Source organism: Aeromonas sp. HMWF015, from assembly GCF_963878965.1.
GTDB classification, from domain to species: domain Bacteria; phylum Pseudomonadota; class Gammaproteobacteria; order Enterobacterales; family Aeromonadaceae; genus Aeromonas; species Aeromonas veronii.
The window spans coordinates 1-16172 of record NZ_CAWNZT010000132.1 but is presented as its reverse complement, the minus strand read 5'-3'; the positions used below and the strand labels follow the sequence as shown (position 1 = coordinate 16172).

The following is a 16172-nucleotide window of genomic DNA, read 5'->3' as shown; positions in this document are numbered from 1 at the left end:
ACCGCACGTTGCGCAGGATGAAGGGCATCACACTGGTAGGCAGATCGAAGCCACCCGCCAGCCCGCAGGCCGCCACGGCGCCGCCATAGTTCATCTGAGCCAGCAGCTTGGCCAGCACCTGACTGCCGACGGTATCGATGGCACCGGCCCACAGCTGCTTCTCCAGCGGTTTGGCAGGCACCAGCAGCTCGCTGCGCGGCACGATGCGGCTGGCACCCAGTGCGGTCAGCATGGCGCCCTGCTCTTCGGGACGACCGGTCAGCGCCGCCACCTGATAGCCAAGGGCTGCCAGCAGGGCAACCGAGGTGGAGCCCACGCCGCCTGCCGCACCTGTGACCAGCACCTCGCCGCTATCTGGAGTAATGCCCGCCTCTTCCAGCGCCAGCACGCAGAGCATGGCGGTGAGACCGGCGGTACCGATGCACATGGCCTGGCGCTCATCCAGCCCGGCGGGCAACGGCACCAGCCAGTCCCCCTTGACCCGCGCCTGTTCGGCCATGCCGCCCCAGTGCCCTTCGCCCACGCCCCAACCGGTCAGCACCACCTTGTCGCCGGTCTGATAGCGGCAGTCGGCAGACTCAAGCACGGTACCGGCAAAGTCGATGCCGGGCACCAGCGGCCACTGACGTACTATCTTGCCCTTGCCGGTGATGGCCAGCCCGTCCTTGTAGTTGATGGAGCTGTAACTCACCGCTACTCGCACCTCACCTTCCGGCAACTGGCTCTCGGCCAGCCGGGTCAGGGTCGGAACAGTCTTGCCGTCTTGGTTTTCCAGTAACAGAGCCTTGAACATGGTTGCCTCTTTGATGACGTGTGAAACGGGGATCAGCTGCTTTGACGCTTTTGTAGTTGAAAATCGAGAGCCAGAGCAGTGCCCATCACGGGCTCCCCGGCCAGTTGGCGCAGGATCAGCTCGGCAGCCTCCTGTCCCATTTTGCGATAGGGGATCTTGACCGAAGTAAGGGTCGGATAACAGGCGCGCGCCACATCCAGATCGTCAAATCCGGCGATGGCGAGTTTGCCCGGCACATTCAAATGGCGGCGCTGGCACTCGAACAGCACCCCGGCCGCCAGTTCATCGTTGACGCAGATCAGCGCGTCCAGCTCGGGCCAGCGCAGCAGAAATTCACCCAGCATGGTGGCACCGGTGCTGAAGCTGGGCCGCTCCGAGGTGTTGATGATGGCATCGGGGGAGAGGTAGTTGTCGAGCAGCGCCTTCTGCCAGCCCTGCATCCGCTGTTGCAGCATCCACTGCTCCTGACGGGCACAGAGAAAACCGATATTGCGGTAGCCCCGCTCGATAAGGTGGTGGGTGAGCTGATAACCGGCATCGAAGTTGGAGACTCCCACATTCATGTCGATGGGGCTGCGGGCCATAGCACCCACTTCCACCACCGGCAGGCGGGAGGCTTTCAGGCGAGTACGGATCGTCTCGCCGGGATCGCCACCAAACAGCACCACCGCCGCCGGATTGTGCTGCAAAAAGCTGGTCAGCAGGCTCTCTTCCTGCTGTTTCAGATGCTGGGCATCCCCCAGCATGATCTGGTAACCCTCCTCGAGCAGGGTCTGTTGCAGTCCCGCGATCATCTCGCCACAGCCCGCTTCCGCCAGACTCGGGACGATCACTACGATGGTCTGGGAAGTCGCTGAGGCCAACGCCCCGGCGGCCCGATTGGGGATATAGCCGAGCTCTTCCACCGCAGCTTCGATGCGCTCACGCATCCTGTCGGAGACCATCTCCGGCGTGCGCAGGGCACGGGAAACCGTCATGGCCCCCACACCGGCCAGCTGGGCCACATCGTTGAGGGTCACCCGACCCGTGCTACGGCGCTTCTTTGTTTCTGACATCCATCCCATCCTCGACTTGCGGCTGCTCACTTTAAGGCAAAAGAGCGCCACTGACCATTTGCTCAGGGCCGATTCTACCCTCTTTCCCGGATCACGGGGGCAAGATGACTCCCGTTAATGGATGAAGTGATAGCGCTATCACAGTTTGATGTTAGCGCTATCTGATAGCGCTAACTTTCGCGATCACCCTCACAGTTTCACCACCGCAAGATCGATAGATTGGCGCCATCATAACTAGCCGGATCACCACCATGCTGACTCAACTGCTGACAGAAGATGTCATCCGCATCGAACCCGCCGCCCGCGACTGGCGCCATGCCATCGAGCTGGCGACGGCGCCCCTGCTGGCCAATGGCACCATCGAGCCCTCCTACGTGGCGGCGCTGTTTCGCTCTCATGAAGAGCTCGGCCCCTACTACGTGCTAGGCCCCGGTCTGGCGATGCCCCACGCTCGTCCCGAAGACGGCGTCAACCGGCTGGGTCTGGGGCTGACCGTCATCAAGCAGGGGGTCAACTTCGATTCCGAGGGCAACGACCCGATCCGGCTGCTGATCACCCTGGCCGCCAGCGACAGCAACTCCCACGTGGAGACCATCGCTCAGCTGGCCGAGCTGTTTATGAATGAAGAGGACGTGGCGGCCATCATTGCGGCCGACACCAAAGACGACATCCTGCGCATTCTGGCGCGCTACTGATCTGCGCCACTGCGCACCTGACAGAGGAAGAGACAATGAAAATTCTGGTTGTATGCGGTCACGGTCTGGGCACCAGCCTGATGATGGAGATGAGCATCAAGAGCATCCTGAAAGAGCTGGCAGTCACCGCCGAGGTGGATCACCGCGATCTGGCCTCCGCCGGCAGCGAAACCGCCGAGATCTTTGTCGCCACCCGCGACATCGCCGAGCAGCTCCAATCCATGGGGGTCAACGGCCGTCTGGTGGCCCTCGACAACATGGTCGACAAGGCCGCGATGAAAGAGAAGCTCGCCACCGCCCTGCGCGAACTGGGCGCCCTCTAAGGATCCTCCATGCGGCCTGCGGGCCGCATCTTCCATTGCCAGGAGCTGACCATGGAATTTTTCAACTTTCTGATGTTTGACGTGCTGTCCGAGCCCGCCGTGCTGGTCGGCCTGATCGCGCTTATCGGCCTGATTGCCCAGAAGAAACCGGTGACCGAGTGCATCAAGGGCACGGTCAAGACCATCATGGGTTTCGTCATTCTGGGGGCCGGTGCCACCCTGGTGATCAACTCGCTGGGTGACTTTGCCGTCATCTTCCAGCGCGCCTTCGGCATCAAAGGGGTCGTCCCCAACAACGAAGCCATCGTCTCCATCGCCCAGACCTCGTTTGGCAAGGAGATGGCGATGATCATGTTCTTCGCCATGCTGGTGAACATCCTGATCGCCCGCCTGACCCCATGGAAATTCATCTTCCTGACCGGTCACCACACCCTGTTCATGTCGATGATGGTGGCCGTAATTCTCTCTGCCGGTGGCATGAGCGGCGTGCCGCTGATCGCGGTGGGCAGTCTGGTGGTCGGTGTCGCCATGGTCTTCTTCCCGGCCATCGCCCATCCCTTCATGAAGCAGATCACCGGCTCCGATGACGTGGCGCTGGGCCACTTCTCCACCTGCTCCTACGTGCTCTCCGCCCTGATCGGCGCCAAGTTCGGCAACAAGGCCCACAGCTGCGAAGATGTGCAGGTGCCCAAGAGCCTGCTGTTCCTGCGCGATACCCCGGTGGCCATCTCCTTCACCATGGGCATCATCTTCCTGGTGACCTCCGCCTTCGCCGGCCCCGAGTTTGTCTCCAGCGTCGCCAAGGGCAAGCACTGGTTCATGTTCTCCCTGATGCAGTCCATCACCTTCGCCGCCGGTGTCTACGTCATCCTGCAGGGTGTGCGGATGGTCATCGCCGAGATCGTTCCGGCCTTCAAGGGGATCTCCGACAAGCTGGTACCGAACGCCAAGCCGGCACTCGATTGCCCCATCGTCTTCCCCTATGCCCCCAACGCCGTGCTGATCGGCTTCCTATCGAGCTTTGCCGCCGGTCTGGTGGGGATGGCACTGCTCTACGCCATGGGCCTGACCGTCATCATCCCGGGCGTGGTACCGCACTTCTTCGTCGGCGCCGCTGCCGGGGTATTCGGCAACGCCACCGGTGGTCGTCGCGGCGCCATTCTGGGTGCCTTCGCCAACGGCCTGCTGCTGCTCACCATTCTGCCGGTGTTCCTGCTGCCGGTGCTGGGCGACCTCGGTTTCGCCAACACCACCTTCAGCGACTCCGACTTCGGTGTGGTCGGCATCCTGCTGGGGCTGATCGTTCGCTAATTCCGGTCACCGCCAAAAACAAAACGGAGCGCATCGCGCTCCGTTTTTTTATGGCTGAGATGTATGAAAGGCTGAAACTCAGTCGTTCTCCAGCGCAGTGAGGCAGTGCGAGAGGGTGCGGGCCAGCGCTCCCTGATTGCGTAGCACCACGGCGCGGGCCTGCTCGCCCACCTCGCGGCGGGTGCTCTCGTCGGCAAACAGCTGGCTCACCTGCTCGCCCAGCTCGGCGGCATCGGCCACGATGGCGGCGCCCCCCTGAGCCACCAGCTGGCGGGTGATGTCGCTGAAGTTGAAGTAGGCAGGGCCGGTCAGGCAGGGCTTGCCGAGCGCCGCCGGCTCCAGCAGGTTGTGACCGCCGATCTTCACCAGACTGCCACCGACGAAGGCCACATCGGCCGCCGCCAGCATCAGCGGCAGCTCGCCCATGGTATCGCCGAGATAGACCTTATCCTCGGCACTCACCGCAGCACCATCAGTGCGCCGCAGGCAGCCGTAAGGGGCGCACAGCTCGGCCACCCGATCGAACCGCTCGGGGTGGCGCGGCACCAGAATGAGCAGCGCGTCGGGATGGCGTTTGAGCAGCAGATCGAAGGCGGCCAGCACCTGCTCGTCCTCACCCTGATGGGTGCTGGCGGCAATCCAGACCGGACGCTCGGCGCCCAACTGCTGGCGCAGGGTGCGACCTTTGGCCTGCACCTCATCACCAAACTGGATGTCGAACTTGATAGAGCCAGTCACCGCCAGCCGCGAACGATCGATGCCGAGGCGGGCGAAGCGGTCGGCGTCATCCTGATGCTGACAGAGCAGATGGGTCAGCGGCCGGCTCAGGGCGTCGAAGGCGCCGTGGAAACGAGCATAGCGCTGGCAGGATCGCTCGGAGAGGCGGGCGTTGATAATGGTCACCGGCAGGTGGCGCGCCTCGCAGGCAGCCAGCCAGTTCGGCCACAACTCGGTCTCCATCACCCAGAGCGCGCGCGGCTTGAAGGTATCGAGAAAGGCGGCAATGGCCCAGGGGTAGTCGAGCGGCGCGTAGCGATGCATCACCAGATCCCCCAGCTTGGCAGCCTGATCGGCGCCGGTGCGGGTAGTGGTGGTGAGCAGGATCGGCAGATCGGGCCGCTCCGCCTTGAGGGCACGAATGAGCGGCGTGATGGCCAGCGTCTCCCCCACGCTCACCGCATGGATCCAGAGCGGCGCCTCCTGTCCGGTGGCGGGCAGTCGCCCGAGATGCTCGGCCCAACGCTTGCCAAAACCGGGCTTGCCTTTCTTCGGCTTGTAGAGGGCCAGCAGCGCCAGCGGTAATCCGAGATGGATCAGCAGGTTGTAGAGCAGACGGTAGGGCATCTTACTGACTCTGCTCCAGCTTCTTGCAAGCATCGACCACCTGCTCCGGCGCCAGATCGATCAGGCACTTGAGATGGCCGAATTTGCAGGTGCGCTTGAAGCAGGGGCGACACTCGATGTCGGTGTGAACGATCTCGACCCGATCCGCCAGCGGCGGGGTATAGAGCGGCGAGGTGGAGCCATAGACGCCCACCAGCGGCCGGTTGAGGGCGGCGGCGATGTGCATCAGGCCGGAGTCGTTGGAGATGACCCTGCTGGCCAGCGCCATCAGATCGATCGCTTCGTGCAGGCTGGTCTTGCCCGCCAGCACGTGGCAGTTGGGGCGGGTCAGCATATTGACCCGATCCCGGATGGTGTTGGCCACCGGCACATCCTTGTTGGAGCCGAAGATCCACACCTGCCACCCCTCGTCCAGATGCTGCTGGGCCACCACGGCGTAGTGCCCCTCCGGCCAGCGCTTGGCCGGGCCAAACTCGGCACCGGGGCAAAGCACCAGCACCGGGCGGGCACGATCCAGCCCCAGTCGCTCCAGCGCCTTGCTCTGGTTGACCAGATCGACGTGCAGGGAGGGGTGGGGAATGGTCGGAATATCGGCCCGGCTCTTCATCTGCGCCTTGGGATAGGCGAGCGCCAGATAGCCCTCCACCATCAGCGGGAAGGCGGACTTGTTGCTGCGCAGATCGTTGAGCAGGCCAAAGCGGTGCTCCCCTTTCCAGCCGGTACGCACCGGAATGCGGGCAAACCAGGGGATCAGCGCCGACTTCATGGAGTTGGGCTGGACGATGGCCTGATCGTACTTCTCGGCCGCCAGCTGCTTGCCGAGGCGGCGGCGCGCCACCAGCTTGAAGTCACCGTGGCCAAGGGGCATGGTGATCGCCTTGTCCACCTCCGGCATCCGCTCCAGCAGGGCGCAGCACCAGGCGGGGGCCATCACGTGCAGCTCGCACTCGGGATGGTTGGCCTTGATCGCCTTGTAGAGACTCTGGGACATCACCATGTCGCCGACCCAGGAGGGGCCGATCACCAATATTTTCATTACGCGTCTTCTCTCGGGTCTGGCCCGGCGGTTAATCATCACTGGGCGAGATTATGCCCCAAGAATGGTCGGATAAATAACAGAAGATCCTTACCTACCCGCCCTGACAGGGGAGACCAGCCGCCACCCGGGTCATGCCCCGGCCACGCTTTTAGGCTAGAATGGGCGCCAATTCGAGCATGTCCCGCCAGACGGGCAACAACCGAGAGCCCCATTTCGTGAAAAAACCGACTCTGGCTGCCGTTCTGATCGTCAAGAATGAAGCCGACAACCTGCGCAAGTGCCTCGCCTCCCTCGACGGACTGGTGGACGAGATCGTCATTCTGGACTCCGGCAGTCAGGACGAGACCCCGGCCATCGCCGCCGAATTTGGGGCCCGTTTCTTCGTCAACGCCAAGTGGCCCGGTTTTGGCAAACAGCGCCGGCTGGCCCAGTCCCACGTGCAGTCCGAGTGGGTGCTGTGGCTGGATGCCGACGAGCGGCTCACCCCCGAGCTGAAAGCCGCCATCGCCAACGTGATGGCCAATCCGGCCAGCGACACCATCTACTCGCTGCCGCGCCTCTCCTGGGTCTTTGGCCGCTTTATCCGCCACAGCGGCTGGTATCCGGATCGGGTGCTGCGCCTCTATCCCAAGGCGCTCACCAACTACAACGAGGCGCTGGTACACGAGAAGGTGGAAGTGCGGGCCAACATGAAGATCGTCAATATTCATGGCGACCTGCTCCACTTCACCTATCGGGATCTGGAGCACTATCTGGTCAAATCCGCCGGTTATGCCCGCGCCTGGGCCGATCAGCGCACCGCCCGCGGCAAGAAGGGCTCCCTCAGTCAGGGGCTGGTGCACGCCGTCGGCTGCTTCCTCAAGATGTACCTGCTCAAAGCGGGCTTCCTCGACGGCAAGCAGGGGCTGCTGCTGGCGATCCTCTCCGCCCACTCCACCTTCGTCAAATACGCCGATCTCTGGGTACGCCAGCAACCGCAGCAGCCGGAATAACCGTCATACGAAACAGGGCCCCGAGGGGCCCTGTTTGCATTGCTGCATACGTTATTTGCGCCAGAAAGGCGCCGCCCAGCGGGCCATCACCGGCACCATGGTCTTGGGATCGAGCTGACTCATATCCTCAGGATGGTCGCTATCCTCCGGCGGGCTGAAGGCGAGGTGACGCCCTTCGCTGTTGAGGGGCTTCCAGCGCAGCGGAGTAGCGGAGCGGCGCATCGGGAAGAAGCCGATGGTCGGCACATCGAGCGCGCCAGCGATATGGAGCGGGCCAGTACTGCCAGCGATAAACAGGGCTGCGTTGGCCAGCACCTGACAGAACATCGGCAGACCATCGCTGGAGCGGTAGATCCAGCCGTTGCCACCGTGGGCGAGCAGCTCGGCCGCCAGCTGTTCGGCCATCTTCTCCTCGCCCGGGCCTGCGGTCAGCACGCACTGCAGCTCGGGGCAGGCCTGATTGAGCTTGATGATGATGCGGGCATACTGCTCGATGGAGAGGTTGTTGGCAGACCCACCGCTACCGGCATGCACCATCAGCCAGGGGCGGCTGGCATCGAGCTTGAGCTTGAGTGCCAGCTGTTCGCGCACCTGTAGCAGGGTCTCGTCATCGAACTGCAGGAAGGGGGTCTTGGGCTCCACCACGGCCACCTGCTGATCGGCCAGGAAGCGGCGGATCAGCTCCAGGTTGTACTCGGACTCCGGCTTTTGGGAGCGGGAGCGGCGCTGTACCAGTCGCTGGTTGTAGAGCACCTGCGCCAGCTTGGTCGCCGGTGCCAGCCGGTAAGGGATGTGCGCCTTCCACACCAGCATGGCGTTGCGGGAGTTGGAGAAGAGGCAGATGGACGCGTCGAACGCCGCCGCCTTGATCCGCGCCAGCAGCGCTCGCTGTTGCTCCTTGTCGGCCCGCACGCCCGGATCGATGATCACCTCGTCAATCCAGGGGCAGAGCCGGGCCAGCGGCGCCGTGTAGGCCGGAACCAGGGCAGTCACATGACACTCCATGGAGCCTTTGAGCATGGCGAAGCTAGGCCACGCCAGCATGAAGTCACCAATCTTGTCATTGCGAACGACCAGAATACGTTTCATAAAAAATCCCTTTGCTCCCTGTCACCAATGCAAGGAGGCTTGATGCGCGATGGCGTATTCTTGCCTGATGCACTGCTATTCTCAAGCGACGACCTTATAATGCGACCAAATTTCCAGGTTGCAGGACCGCAAAGATGACTACCAGGGTAATTTATCCCGGGACTTTTGATCCCGTTACCAATGGCCACGCCGATCTGATCGGCCGGGCCGCCAAGCTGTTTGACGAGGTGGTGGTCGGGGTCGCCAACAGCCCGAGCAAGCGCCCGCTGTTCGATCTGGCAGAACGTGTCCAGCTTGTCCAGCAAGTGACCAGCCAGTTGCCCAACGTCAAGGTGGTGGGCTTCTCCGGCCTGCTGGTCGATTTCGCCAAAGAGCATCAGGCCAACGTGCTTATCCGCGGCCTGCGCGCCGTCTCCGACTTCGAGTACGAGTTCCAGCTGGCCAATATGAACCGCCGCCTGATGCCGGAGCTGGAAAGCGTCTTCCTCACCCCGGCGGAGGAGAACTCCTTTATCTCCTCCACTCTGGTGAAAGAGGTGGCGCTGCACGGTGGCGACATTCGTCAGTTTGTCGACCCGGTAGTGGCCCAAGCCATCGCCGCCAAACAGAAAGGGTGATCCCCTTCTACACTCGCCATTCCCGACGGCAACAACGAACAAGGGCTACCCACGGGTAGCCCTTGTTGTATCTCTCTCGCATGGCAAGGTCAGCCTGCTTGCCAGTTACTGCCGGGCAAACCGCTCGTTCATCTCCTGCACCAGCTGATCGAGCCACTCGTAGCGGCGCCGATACATAGCCCGCTTCTTGGAGGCGATCTCCTCCAGCGGCTTGCGCGGCTGGGCTTGCAGAGCGACGAAGTTGGCATCCACATCCTGCGCGCCAAATTCCTGCCACAGCTCGTCGTAATCGGCCTGCAGGTTGTCTTTCTGCTTGCTGCTGTAGCGCTTGGCCTGAAACACGTGGGCCCGCTTGCGCACCGCCAGCACCTCTACCGCCCCCATGGCCTGCGCCAGTTGCAGCACCAGCTGCACCAGCAGAGATTTGGGCCGCAGGCCGTGTCCCTCTTTGGTCAGCTCGCGCACCCGATCTTGGGCATTGTCGACCGCAGGCTCCGGCCCCTGCATGGAGCCGACCATCAGAATCAAACGATCCACGCTGCCCGCCAGCGAAAAGGCGCAGCTGTAGAGGCGCTGCCCCTCGCCGTTGACGATGGAGAGCGCCAGCTCGGCCTCGCGGCGGAAGGTGCCATCGTGGCGCAGCAGAATGCGGCAGCCGCTCTGTGGATAGTGCCCCAGCGCGATCCCCTCGCCCAGATAGAGGGGGTCGATCAGCTGCGGGTAGCACTCCAGCAGCAACCGATAGTGATTTTCCAGCATCTCGGCCCGCTCACGGGCGCTGGCACAGGCGAAGCGATAGGGTCGCATCGGCTTGTCGAGCAGCTCGGGATAGACCGCTGGAAGTGCCTTGAGCGAGTCGCACTGGAACAGGCTGAAGACCCGGCTCAGCGACTTGCGATAGAGCAGGCTGCGCAGCACGAACTTGCCGCGATTGAAGGTTTTCCGGTCACATCCCTCGGGGTAGAGGAAGCGGGCCATGGATTTTGCGCAATAGCGCTCCTGCCGGGATAAATATTCCCAGTCTATTGATTTAACTGTCATTTTTATATTCTCAAACCGCCTGAACGGTCGGGATACTAGTGACAGCTGTGCAAATCTTCAACAGAGTGGAAATACGCTGTTACAACTTCCCCCGGATCGGGGCAAAAAGTGCGCTCAGCGCTGGCAATGACTGCAAAAAACCGTGGTGCGCTGGCCCATTCTTGTCTCGGTCAGCAGGGTGTGACAGTGGAAACAGGGCTGACCGCCACGGCCATAAACCTGCAACTGCTGCACGAAATAGCCCGGCTTGCCATCGGCGCTGGTGAAATCCTTGAGGGTAGTGCCGCCCTGGCGAATCGCCTCGGCCAACACCCGCTTGATCTCGGCCACCAGGGTTCCCAGCCGCTCGGCACTGATATTGCCCGCCGCCCGTTTGGGGTGAATGCCGGCAGCATAGAGCGCCTCGTTTGCGTAGATGTTGCCCACCCCGACCACCACCTGATTGTCCATCAGGAACTGTTTGATGGCGGTGCTGCGTCCCTTGGCGCGCCCCTGCAGGTAATCAGCACTGAAGGCATCGGTGAGCGGCTCGGGCCCCAGCTTGGCGAGCAGCGCATGGGCTTCGGCCGGTTCGCGAGTCCAGAGCAGGGCGCCGAAGCGGCGCGGATCGTTGAGCCGCAGCAGTTTGCCATTCTCCAGCTCGATATCCACGTGGTCGTGCTTCTCGACCGGGGTGCCGATATCCAGCACCCGCAGGCTGCCGGACATCCCCAGATGAAGGATGGCGGTGCCGAAATCGGTCTCCAGCAGCAGGTATTTGGCACGGCGACGCACCCGATGGATGGTGAGGTCCACCAGCTCCTGAATCTCACCGGGGATCGGCCAGCGCAGGCGGCCATCCCGCACCACTACACGCGTCACCTTGATACCGGTGAGCCAGGGGGAGATCCCCTGACGGCTGACTTCAACTTCTGGCAATTCAGGCATGGGCACCTCGCAAGGAAAAGGAACTCAGGGGGCAGGACGCAGCAGATCGCGATACTGCTCGGCAGTGAGGGCGAGCCAGAGACCGGAGGGCAACTGGGCGCCATATTGGCCGCTGTTCTGATAGAGGCCGATCTCGACCGGATCGTTCTGGCCGGCAATCCACACCTTGATGGTCACCGGGGTACCGCGCACCACCTCGCCGGGGGGCAGCAACCAGCCTTGCCAGCGCGCCAGACGGGCATCCAGCTGCGCCGTGTCGAGCCCCAGATCCGGCACGCTGCGCCAGCCCTGACCAATCCGCTCAATCTGCCAGCTCGGCCCCTGCCAGGTGAGCACCACGGCAGCATCCGGCAGCAAGGGGCGAGCACGCTTGGCGCTGTTCTCCTGCTGGGCAGTCTCCATACGATGCAACAGGGTGATCACGATCAGCACCACCACAATGATCACGTTATTCCAGCCTTTGCGGCTCAATTTGAACATGGCAAGCCTCCCTTTGAACCGGCAGTGTACTGAATTCGGCGCATAAAAAAACCCGGCATGAAGCCGGGTTTTTGGGAATGCAGCATCAAGTAATTACTTGATTTTGCCTTCCTTGTAGATCACATGCTGACGAACAACGGGATCAAACTTTTTGATCTCCATTTTTTCGGGCATGGTGCGCTTGTTTTTGGTAGTGGTATAGAAGTGACCAGTACCGGCGCTGGAGTTCAGGCGAATTTTCTCGCGAATACCTTTAGCCATGATCTAATTCCTTATACCTTAACACCGCTGGCGCGCAGTTCAGCCAGAACCACTTCAACGCCACGCTTGTCGATGATACGCATGCCTTTTGCGGATACGCGCAGGCTTACGAAGCGTTTTTCACTCTCAACCCAGAAACGGTGAGTGTGCAGGTTCGGCAGGAAACGACGCTTGGTGGCGTTGTTAGCGTGCGAACGGTTGTTACCAACTGCCGGGCGCTTGCCGGTTACTTGGCATACTCTAGACATGTCAGTCTCTCCAAATCTTACTTCATTGCTCGAGCAAATATCTGCCCCGCTGGCCTTCGATTGCGGGGCAAACAGAAGGCGGCATTTTATACAGCATCCGTGATCAAAGATCAACTAATACGGTGCCAGAGCACAGTTATAGCCAACCGCGCTCGGCAAAAGAAACCGTGATGCCATCACCGATCACCAAGTGATCCAGCACTCTGATATCGATCAGGGCCAAAGCGGCCGTGATCCGATCCGTGATCTGGCGGTCGGCCCTACTGGGCTCGGCGACGCCGGACGGGTGATTATGCGCCAGAATCACCGCGGCTGCATTATGTTTGAGCGCGATCTGCACGATTTCTCTTGGCCAGACACTTGCCGAATCGATTGTGCCGAAAAAAAGCTCAACAAATTGAATGACTCTGTGCTGATTATCGAGCAACAGCAGGGCAAACACCTCGCGCGGCCGATCCCGCAACTGGGCCTGCAGATAGTCGCGGGTCAGCTGGGGCGAGGTGAGGGCATCACCCCGTTGCAGCTGCTCGGCCAGATGGCGCCTGGCCATCTCCAGCACCGCCTGCAACTGGGCATATTTGGCCGGGCCAAGGCCGTGCGCCTCGCAGAATGCCCGTTGATCCGCGCCCAGCAAGCTGCGCAAAGAGCCGAATTGATTCAATAGATTACGTGAAAGATCCACTGCACTCAGGCCATTGACGCCGGTGCGCAGAAAGATGGCGAGCAGCTCGGCATCGGAGAGCGCCACGGGCCCCTGACGCAGCAACTTCTCTCTGGGGCGTTCATCTTCCGGCCACTCTTTGATGCTCATTTGTCTCTCCCTCATCCCTGTTGAGAAAAAACATAGCAAAAAATTGCGCGCGCCCGACCACACCCCTTGATGCCAACCCCTGTCGTCATCCATTGCGTGTGGTATCTTAGCCGACCAGTCAGAATGAGCCGGATAGAGAAACAGCAGATGAGATTGGCCGATAAACGCATCCTGTTGGGTGTCAGTGGCGGGATCGCCGCCTACAAGAGTGCCGAGCTGGTACGCCGCCTGAAAGATCAGGGCGCCGAAGTACGGGTGGTGATGACCCGCTCCGCCAAGGAGTTCATCACTCCGCTGACCCTGCAGGCGGTCTCCGGTCATCCGGTGGCCTACAGCCTGCTGGATCCCTCCGCCGAAGCGGGCATGGGCCATATCGAGCTGGCCAAGTGGGCCGATCTGGTATTGATCGCCCCCGCCAGCGCCAACCTGATGGCGCGGATGGCAGCAGGCATGGCCGACGAACTGCTGACCACCCTCTGTCTGGCCACTCCGGCGCCCATCGCGCTGGCACCTGCCATGAACCAGCAGATGTATCTCAACACCGCGACCCAGGCCAACCTCAAGACCCTGGCCAGCCGCGGCATTCTGCTGTGGGGGCCGGATGCTGGCAGCCAGGCCTGTGGCGATGTGGGCCCGGGGCGGATGCTGGATCCCCTCGAACTGGTGGATCGCTGCTGTCAGCAGCTGGCCGCCGAGCCCTTGCTGGCAGGCGTCAAGCTGCTGCTCACCGCCGGTCCAACCCGCGAGGCGCTCGATCCGGTCCGTTACATCAGCAACCACAGCTCCGGCAAGATGGGCTACGCCATCGCCCGCGCCGCCCGTGAGGCGGGCGCCGAGGTGACGCTGGTGAGCGGCCCGGTGACGCTGGCGACGCCTGCTGGCGTGACCCGCATCGATGTGGAGAGCGCCGAGCAGATGCATCAGGCGGTGATGAGCCGGGTTGGCGAATGCGACCTCTTCATCGGCTGCGCCGCGGTTGCCGACTACCGCCCCGAGCAGGTCGCCAGCCAGAAGATCAAGAAGAGCGGTGACAACGATCAGATGGTGGTGAAACTGGTGAAAAACCCCGACATCATTGCTGCCGTCGGCGCCCTTTCAGACAAACCCTTCACTGTCGGATTTGCCGCCGAAACCGTGGATGTGGAACAATACGCCCTCGATAAATTGCAGCGAAAGCGGTTGGACATGATCGCCGCCAACGATGTATCCCGCGAGGGGCAAGGCTTCAACGCCGATGACAACGCCCTGACCGTGTTCTGGCAAGGGGGCCAGGCCCCGCTGCCGCTGGCCGACAAGCTGACGCTGGCCCGTCATCTGGTTGCCCTGATTGCGTGTCACTATCGGCGCTAAGCGTCCCGAAAGAACAAGACTCACGGCGCCCCACCTTGCCAAGAGGGGCGCCAACACAAGCTCCAACTGAAAAAGCGATTCATGACTACACAAATTGAACTGAAGATTCTGGATGCCCGTATCGGTACCGAGTTCCCGCTGCCCGCCTACGCCACACCGGGCTCTGCCGGTATGGACCTGCGCGCTCTGCTGGATGCGCCGCTGACTCTGGCTCCGGGTGATACCACCCTGGTGCCGACCGGTCTGGCCATTCACATCCAGGATCCGGGTCTGTGTGCCACCATCCTGCCCCGCTCCGGTCTCGGCCATAAGCACGGCATCGTGCTGGGCAACCTGGTCGGTCTGATCGATTCCGATTACCAGGGTCAGCTGATGGTTTCGGTCTGGAACCGCGGCAAAGATGAGTTCACCATGCAACCCGGCGAGCGCATCGCCCAGCTGGTGATCATGCCGGTAGTTCAGGCCAGCTTCCAACTGGTCGATGAGTTCAATCAGAGCGAACGGGGTGAAGGCGGTTTTGGTTCTTCTGGTCGCCAATAACAGACCACACCAGCCTGATGTGGCGGTGCCTAATAACAGAATCAAGCCATTGTTTTTTTTAGGGGAATCCATGGCAAGCAGTAATCAGAAACAGAGTCGGCGCGATCAGATCCTGCAAGCGCTCGCCCATATGCTGGAAACCAGTCCGGGTCAGCGCATCACCACGGCCCGTCTGGCGGCCGAGGTCGGCGTCTCTGAAGCAGCCCTCTATCGACACTTTCCCAGCAAGGCGCGGATGTTCGAGGGGCTGATCGACTTTATCGAGGATTCCCTGCTGTCACGGGTCAATCTGATCATGGCGGAAGAGAAGGACACCATGGCGCGCTGCCACCACATCCTGCAGCTGCTGCTGGTGTTCGCCGAGCGCAATCCCGGCATCACCCGCATCCTCAACGGCGACGCCCTGCTGGGTGAGCACGACCGGCTGCGGGATCGCATCAGCATCCTGTTCGACAAGCTGGAGACCCAGATCAAGCAGGTACTGCGCGAGAAGCGGCTGCGCGAAGGTCAGGGCTTCCAGCTCGACGAGACCATGCTGGCCAATCTGCTGCTGGCCTATACCGAGGGCCGCATCAGCCAGTTTGTCCGTTCCGAGTTCAAGCTCAAGCCCACCGCCGGCTTCGAGGATCAGTGGCAGTTTATCCGCAGCCAGCTGCTGCAGAGCTGATGGTTTTTTCGCATCATTTAGCAAAAAGAAGGGAGGCTTTGGCCTCCCTTCTTTTTTGTGTCAGGTTTTTATGGCAGAAAAGAAGTACCAGATGCGACCCGTACTGTCGCGCTGCGGTGTTAGATTTATCCACCATGAACCTTTTAGAACCTGACAGGACATCCTATGGAACCCGAAATCATTACCGAAGCGCAGACCTGGCTGGTCAATAATCAGGGACTGCTGATCGAATACGGCGTCAATATCGCCGCCGCCCTGCTGACCCTGCTGGTCGGCTATATCGCTGCCAACCTCATCAGCGGTGGTGTGTTCAAGGTGATGCAAGCCCGCAAGCTCGATACCACGATTACCCACTTCGTCGGCAGCATCCTCAAGTACGCCATTCTGGTGTTCGTAGTGATCGCCGCACTGGGCCGGGTCGGGGTACAGACCGCCTCCTTCGTCGCCATTATCGGTGCCGCCGGTCTGGCCATCGGTTTCGCGCTGCGAGATTCACTCTCCAACTTCGCTGCCGGCTTCCTGCTGATCATCTTCCGCCCCATCAAGGCGGGCGAGTTTATCGAAGTGGCGGGCACTGCGGGTGTGGTGC

At 61.6% G+C, this 16172-nt stretch carries 20 protein-coding genes; 9 read left to right on the top strand and 11 right to left on the bottom strand.

Annotated features, from left to right (window positions below; all coding sequences use genetic code 11):
* The coding region (locus tag AACS18_RS06775; RefSeq protein ID WP_258228875.1) for an MDR family oxidoreductase at nt 1-793 on the bottom strand (793 nt) is incomplete at its 3' end.
* 32 nt (nt 794-825) lie between these two features.
* Complete coding sequence (locus tag AACS18_RS06770) at nt 826-1848, bottom strand: LacI family DNA-binding transcriptional regulator (RefSeq protein WP_108613988.1); 1023 nt, start codon at nt 1846-1848, stop codon at nt 826-828.
* Nucleotides 1849-2099: 251 nt separating this feature from the next.
* Here AACS18_RS06770 and AACS18_RS06765 point away from each other — a divergent pair, with 251 nt between their 5' ends.
* Genes AACS18_RS06765 through AACS18_RS06755 form a run of 3 tightly spaced genes read left to right on the top strand, consistent with a single transcriptional unit; the run spans nt 2100 to nt 4177 of the window.
* On the top strand, nt 2100-2543 hold the full coding sequence (locus tag AACS18_RS06765; protein WP_005356016.1) for a PTS sugar transporter subunit IIA: 444 nt from the start codon (nt 2100-2102) through the stop codon (nt 2541-2543).
* A 35-nt stretch (nt 2544-2578) separates the two neighbouring features.
* On the top strand, nt 2579-2866 hold the full coding sequence (locus tag AACS18_RS06760; protein ID WP_005356014.1) for a PTS sugar transporter subunit IIB: 288 nt from the start codon (nt 2579-2581) through the stop codon (nt 2864-2866).
* A gap of 51 nt (nt 2867-2917) precedes the next feature.
* On the top strand, nt 2918-4177 hold the full coding sequence (locus AACS18_RS06755) for a PTS ascorbate transporter subunit IIC (RefSeq protein WP_108613995.1): 1260 nt from the start codon (nt 2918-2920) through the stop codon (nt 4175-4177).
* A 78-nt stretch (nt 4178-4255) separates the two neighbouring features.
* On the opposite strand, the gene waaA is transcribed toward AACS18_RS06755, so the two are convergent.
* Nucleotides 4256-5521, bottom strand: coding sequence for a lipid IV(A) 3-deoxy-D-manno-octulosonic acid transferase (gene waaA / locus AACS18_RS06750; RefSeq protein WP_108613987.1), 1266 nt, complete (start codon nt 5519-5521; stop codon nt 4256-4258).
* A gap of 1 nt (nt 5522) precedes the next feature.
* Nucleotides 5523-6557 carry a lipopolysaccharide heptosyltransferase II gene (waaF, locus tag AACS18_RS06745; protein ID WP_108613986.1) on the bottom strand — a complete coding sequence of 345 codons (1035 nt, stop codon included), beginning with the start codon at nt 6555-6557 and terminating at the stop codon, nt 5523-5525.
* A gap of 218 nt (nt 6558-6775) precedes the next feature.
* On the opposite strand from waaF, the gene AACS18_RS06740 reads away from it, so the two are divergent.
* Nucleotides 6776-7552 (top strand): glycosyltransferase family 2 protein, encoded by a 777-nt coding sequence (locus tag AACS18_RS06740; RefSeq protein ID WP_108613994.1) that lies wholly within the window; start codon nt 6776-6778, stop codon nt 7550-7552.
* 51 nt (nt 7553-7603) lie between these two features.
* Here the strand turns inward: AACS18_RS06740 and AACS18_RS06735 are convergent, their stop codons facing one another.
* Nucleotides 7604-8641: a glycosyltransferase family 9 protein gene (locus tag AACS18_RS06735; RefSeq protein ID WP_005339514.1), complete on the bottom strand. Its 1038-nt coding sequence runs from the start codon at nt 8639-8641 to the stop codon at nt 7604-7606.
* Between the two features lie 134 nt (nt 8642-8775).
* On the opposite strand from AACS18_RS06735, the gene coaD reads away from it, so the two are divergent.
* Nucleotides 8776-9258 (top strand): pantetheine-phosphate adenylyltransferase, encoded by a 483-nt coding sequence (coaD, locus tag AACS18_RS06730; RefSeq protein ID WP_005356008.1) that lies wholly within the window; start codon nt 8776-8778, stop codon nt 9256-9258.
* Nucleotides 9259-9363: 105 nt separating this feature from the next.
* Here coaD and AACS18_RS06725 read toward each other — a convergent pair whose 3' ends face one another.
* The 6 genes from AACS18_RS06725 to radC form a co-directional block, all read right to left on the bottom strand.
* Nucleotides 9364-10236, bottom strand: coding sequence for a VirK/YbjX family protein (locus AACS18_RS06725; protein ID WP_108613985.1), 873 nt, complete (start codon nt 10234-10236; stop codon nt 9364-9366).
* Nucleotides 10237-10413: 177 nt separating this feature from the next.
* Entirely contained in the window at nt 10414-11226 is an 813-nt protein-coding gene (gene mutM / locus AACS18_RS06720; protein WP_108613984.1) for a bifunctional DNA-formamidopyrimidine glycosylase/DNA-(apurinic or apyrimidinic site) lyase, read from the bottom strand.
* Nucleotides 11227-11250: 24 nt separating this feature from the next.
* Complete coding sequence (locus AACS18_RS06715; protein ID WP_108613983.1) at nt 11251-11706, bottom strand: hypothetical protein; 456 nt, start codon at nt 11704-11706, stop codon at nt 11251-11253.
* Nucleotides 11707-11799: 93 nt separating this feature from the next.
* Nucleotides 11800-11967 (bottom strand): 50S ribosomal protein L33, encoded by a 168-nt coding sequence (rpmG, locus tag AACS18_RS06710; RefSeq protein WP_005307500.1) that lies wholly within the window; start codon nt 11965-11967, stop codon nt 11800-11802.
* 11 nt (nt 11968-11978) lie between these two features.
* Complete coding sequence (gene rpmB, locus AACS18_RS06705; protein WP_005307492.1) at nt 11979-12215, bottom strand: 50S ribosomal protein L28; 237 nt, start codon at nt 12213-12215, stop codon at nt 11979-11981.
* Nucleotides 12216-12351: 136 nt separating this feature from the next.
* Entirely contained in the window at nt 12352-13026 is a 675-nt protein-coding gene (gene radC, locus AACS18_RS06700; protein ID WP_108613982.1) for a RadC family protein, read from the bottom strand.
* Between the two features lie 147 nt (nt 13027-13173).
* Here radC and coaBC point away from each other — a divergent pair, with 147 nt between their 5' ends.
* The 4 genes from coaBC to AACS18_RS06680 all read left to right on the top strand — a co-directional run.
* Nucleotides 13174-14376, top strand: coding sequence for a bifunctional phosphopantothenoylcysteine decarboxylase/phosphopantothenate--cysteine ligase CoaBC (coaBC, locus tag AACS18_RS06695; protein WP_108613981.1), 1203 nt, complete (start codon nt 13174-13176; stop codon nt 14374-14376).
* An 81-nt stretch (nt 14377-14457) separates the two neighbouring features.
* On the top strand, nt 14458-14916 hold the full coding sequence (dut, locus tag AACS18_RS06690; RefSeq protein ID WP_005355985.1) for a dUTP diphosphatase: 459 nt from the start codon (nt 14458-14460) through the stop codon (nt 14914-14916).
* A 70-nt stretch (nt 14917-14986) separates the two neighbouring features.
* Nucleotides 14987-15583 (top strand): nucleoid occlusion factor SlmA, encoded by a 597-nt coding sequence (gene slmA / locus AACS18_RS06685; protein ID WP_005339495.1) that lies wholly within the window; start codon nt 14987-14989, stop codon nt 15581-15583.
* A 165-nt stretch (nt 15584-15748) separates the two neighbouring features.
* On the top strand, nt 15749-16172 hold a 424-nt coding region (locus AACS18_RS06680; RefSeq protein ID WP_146184860.1), incomplete at its 3' end, for a mechanosensitive ion channel family protein.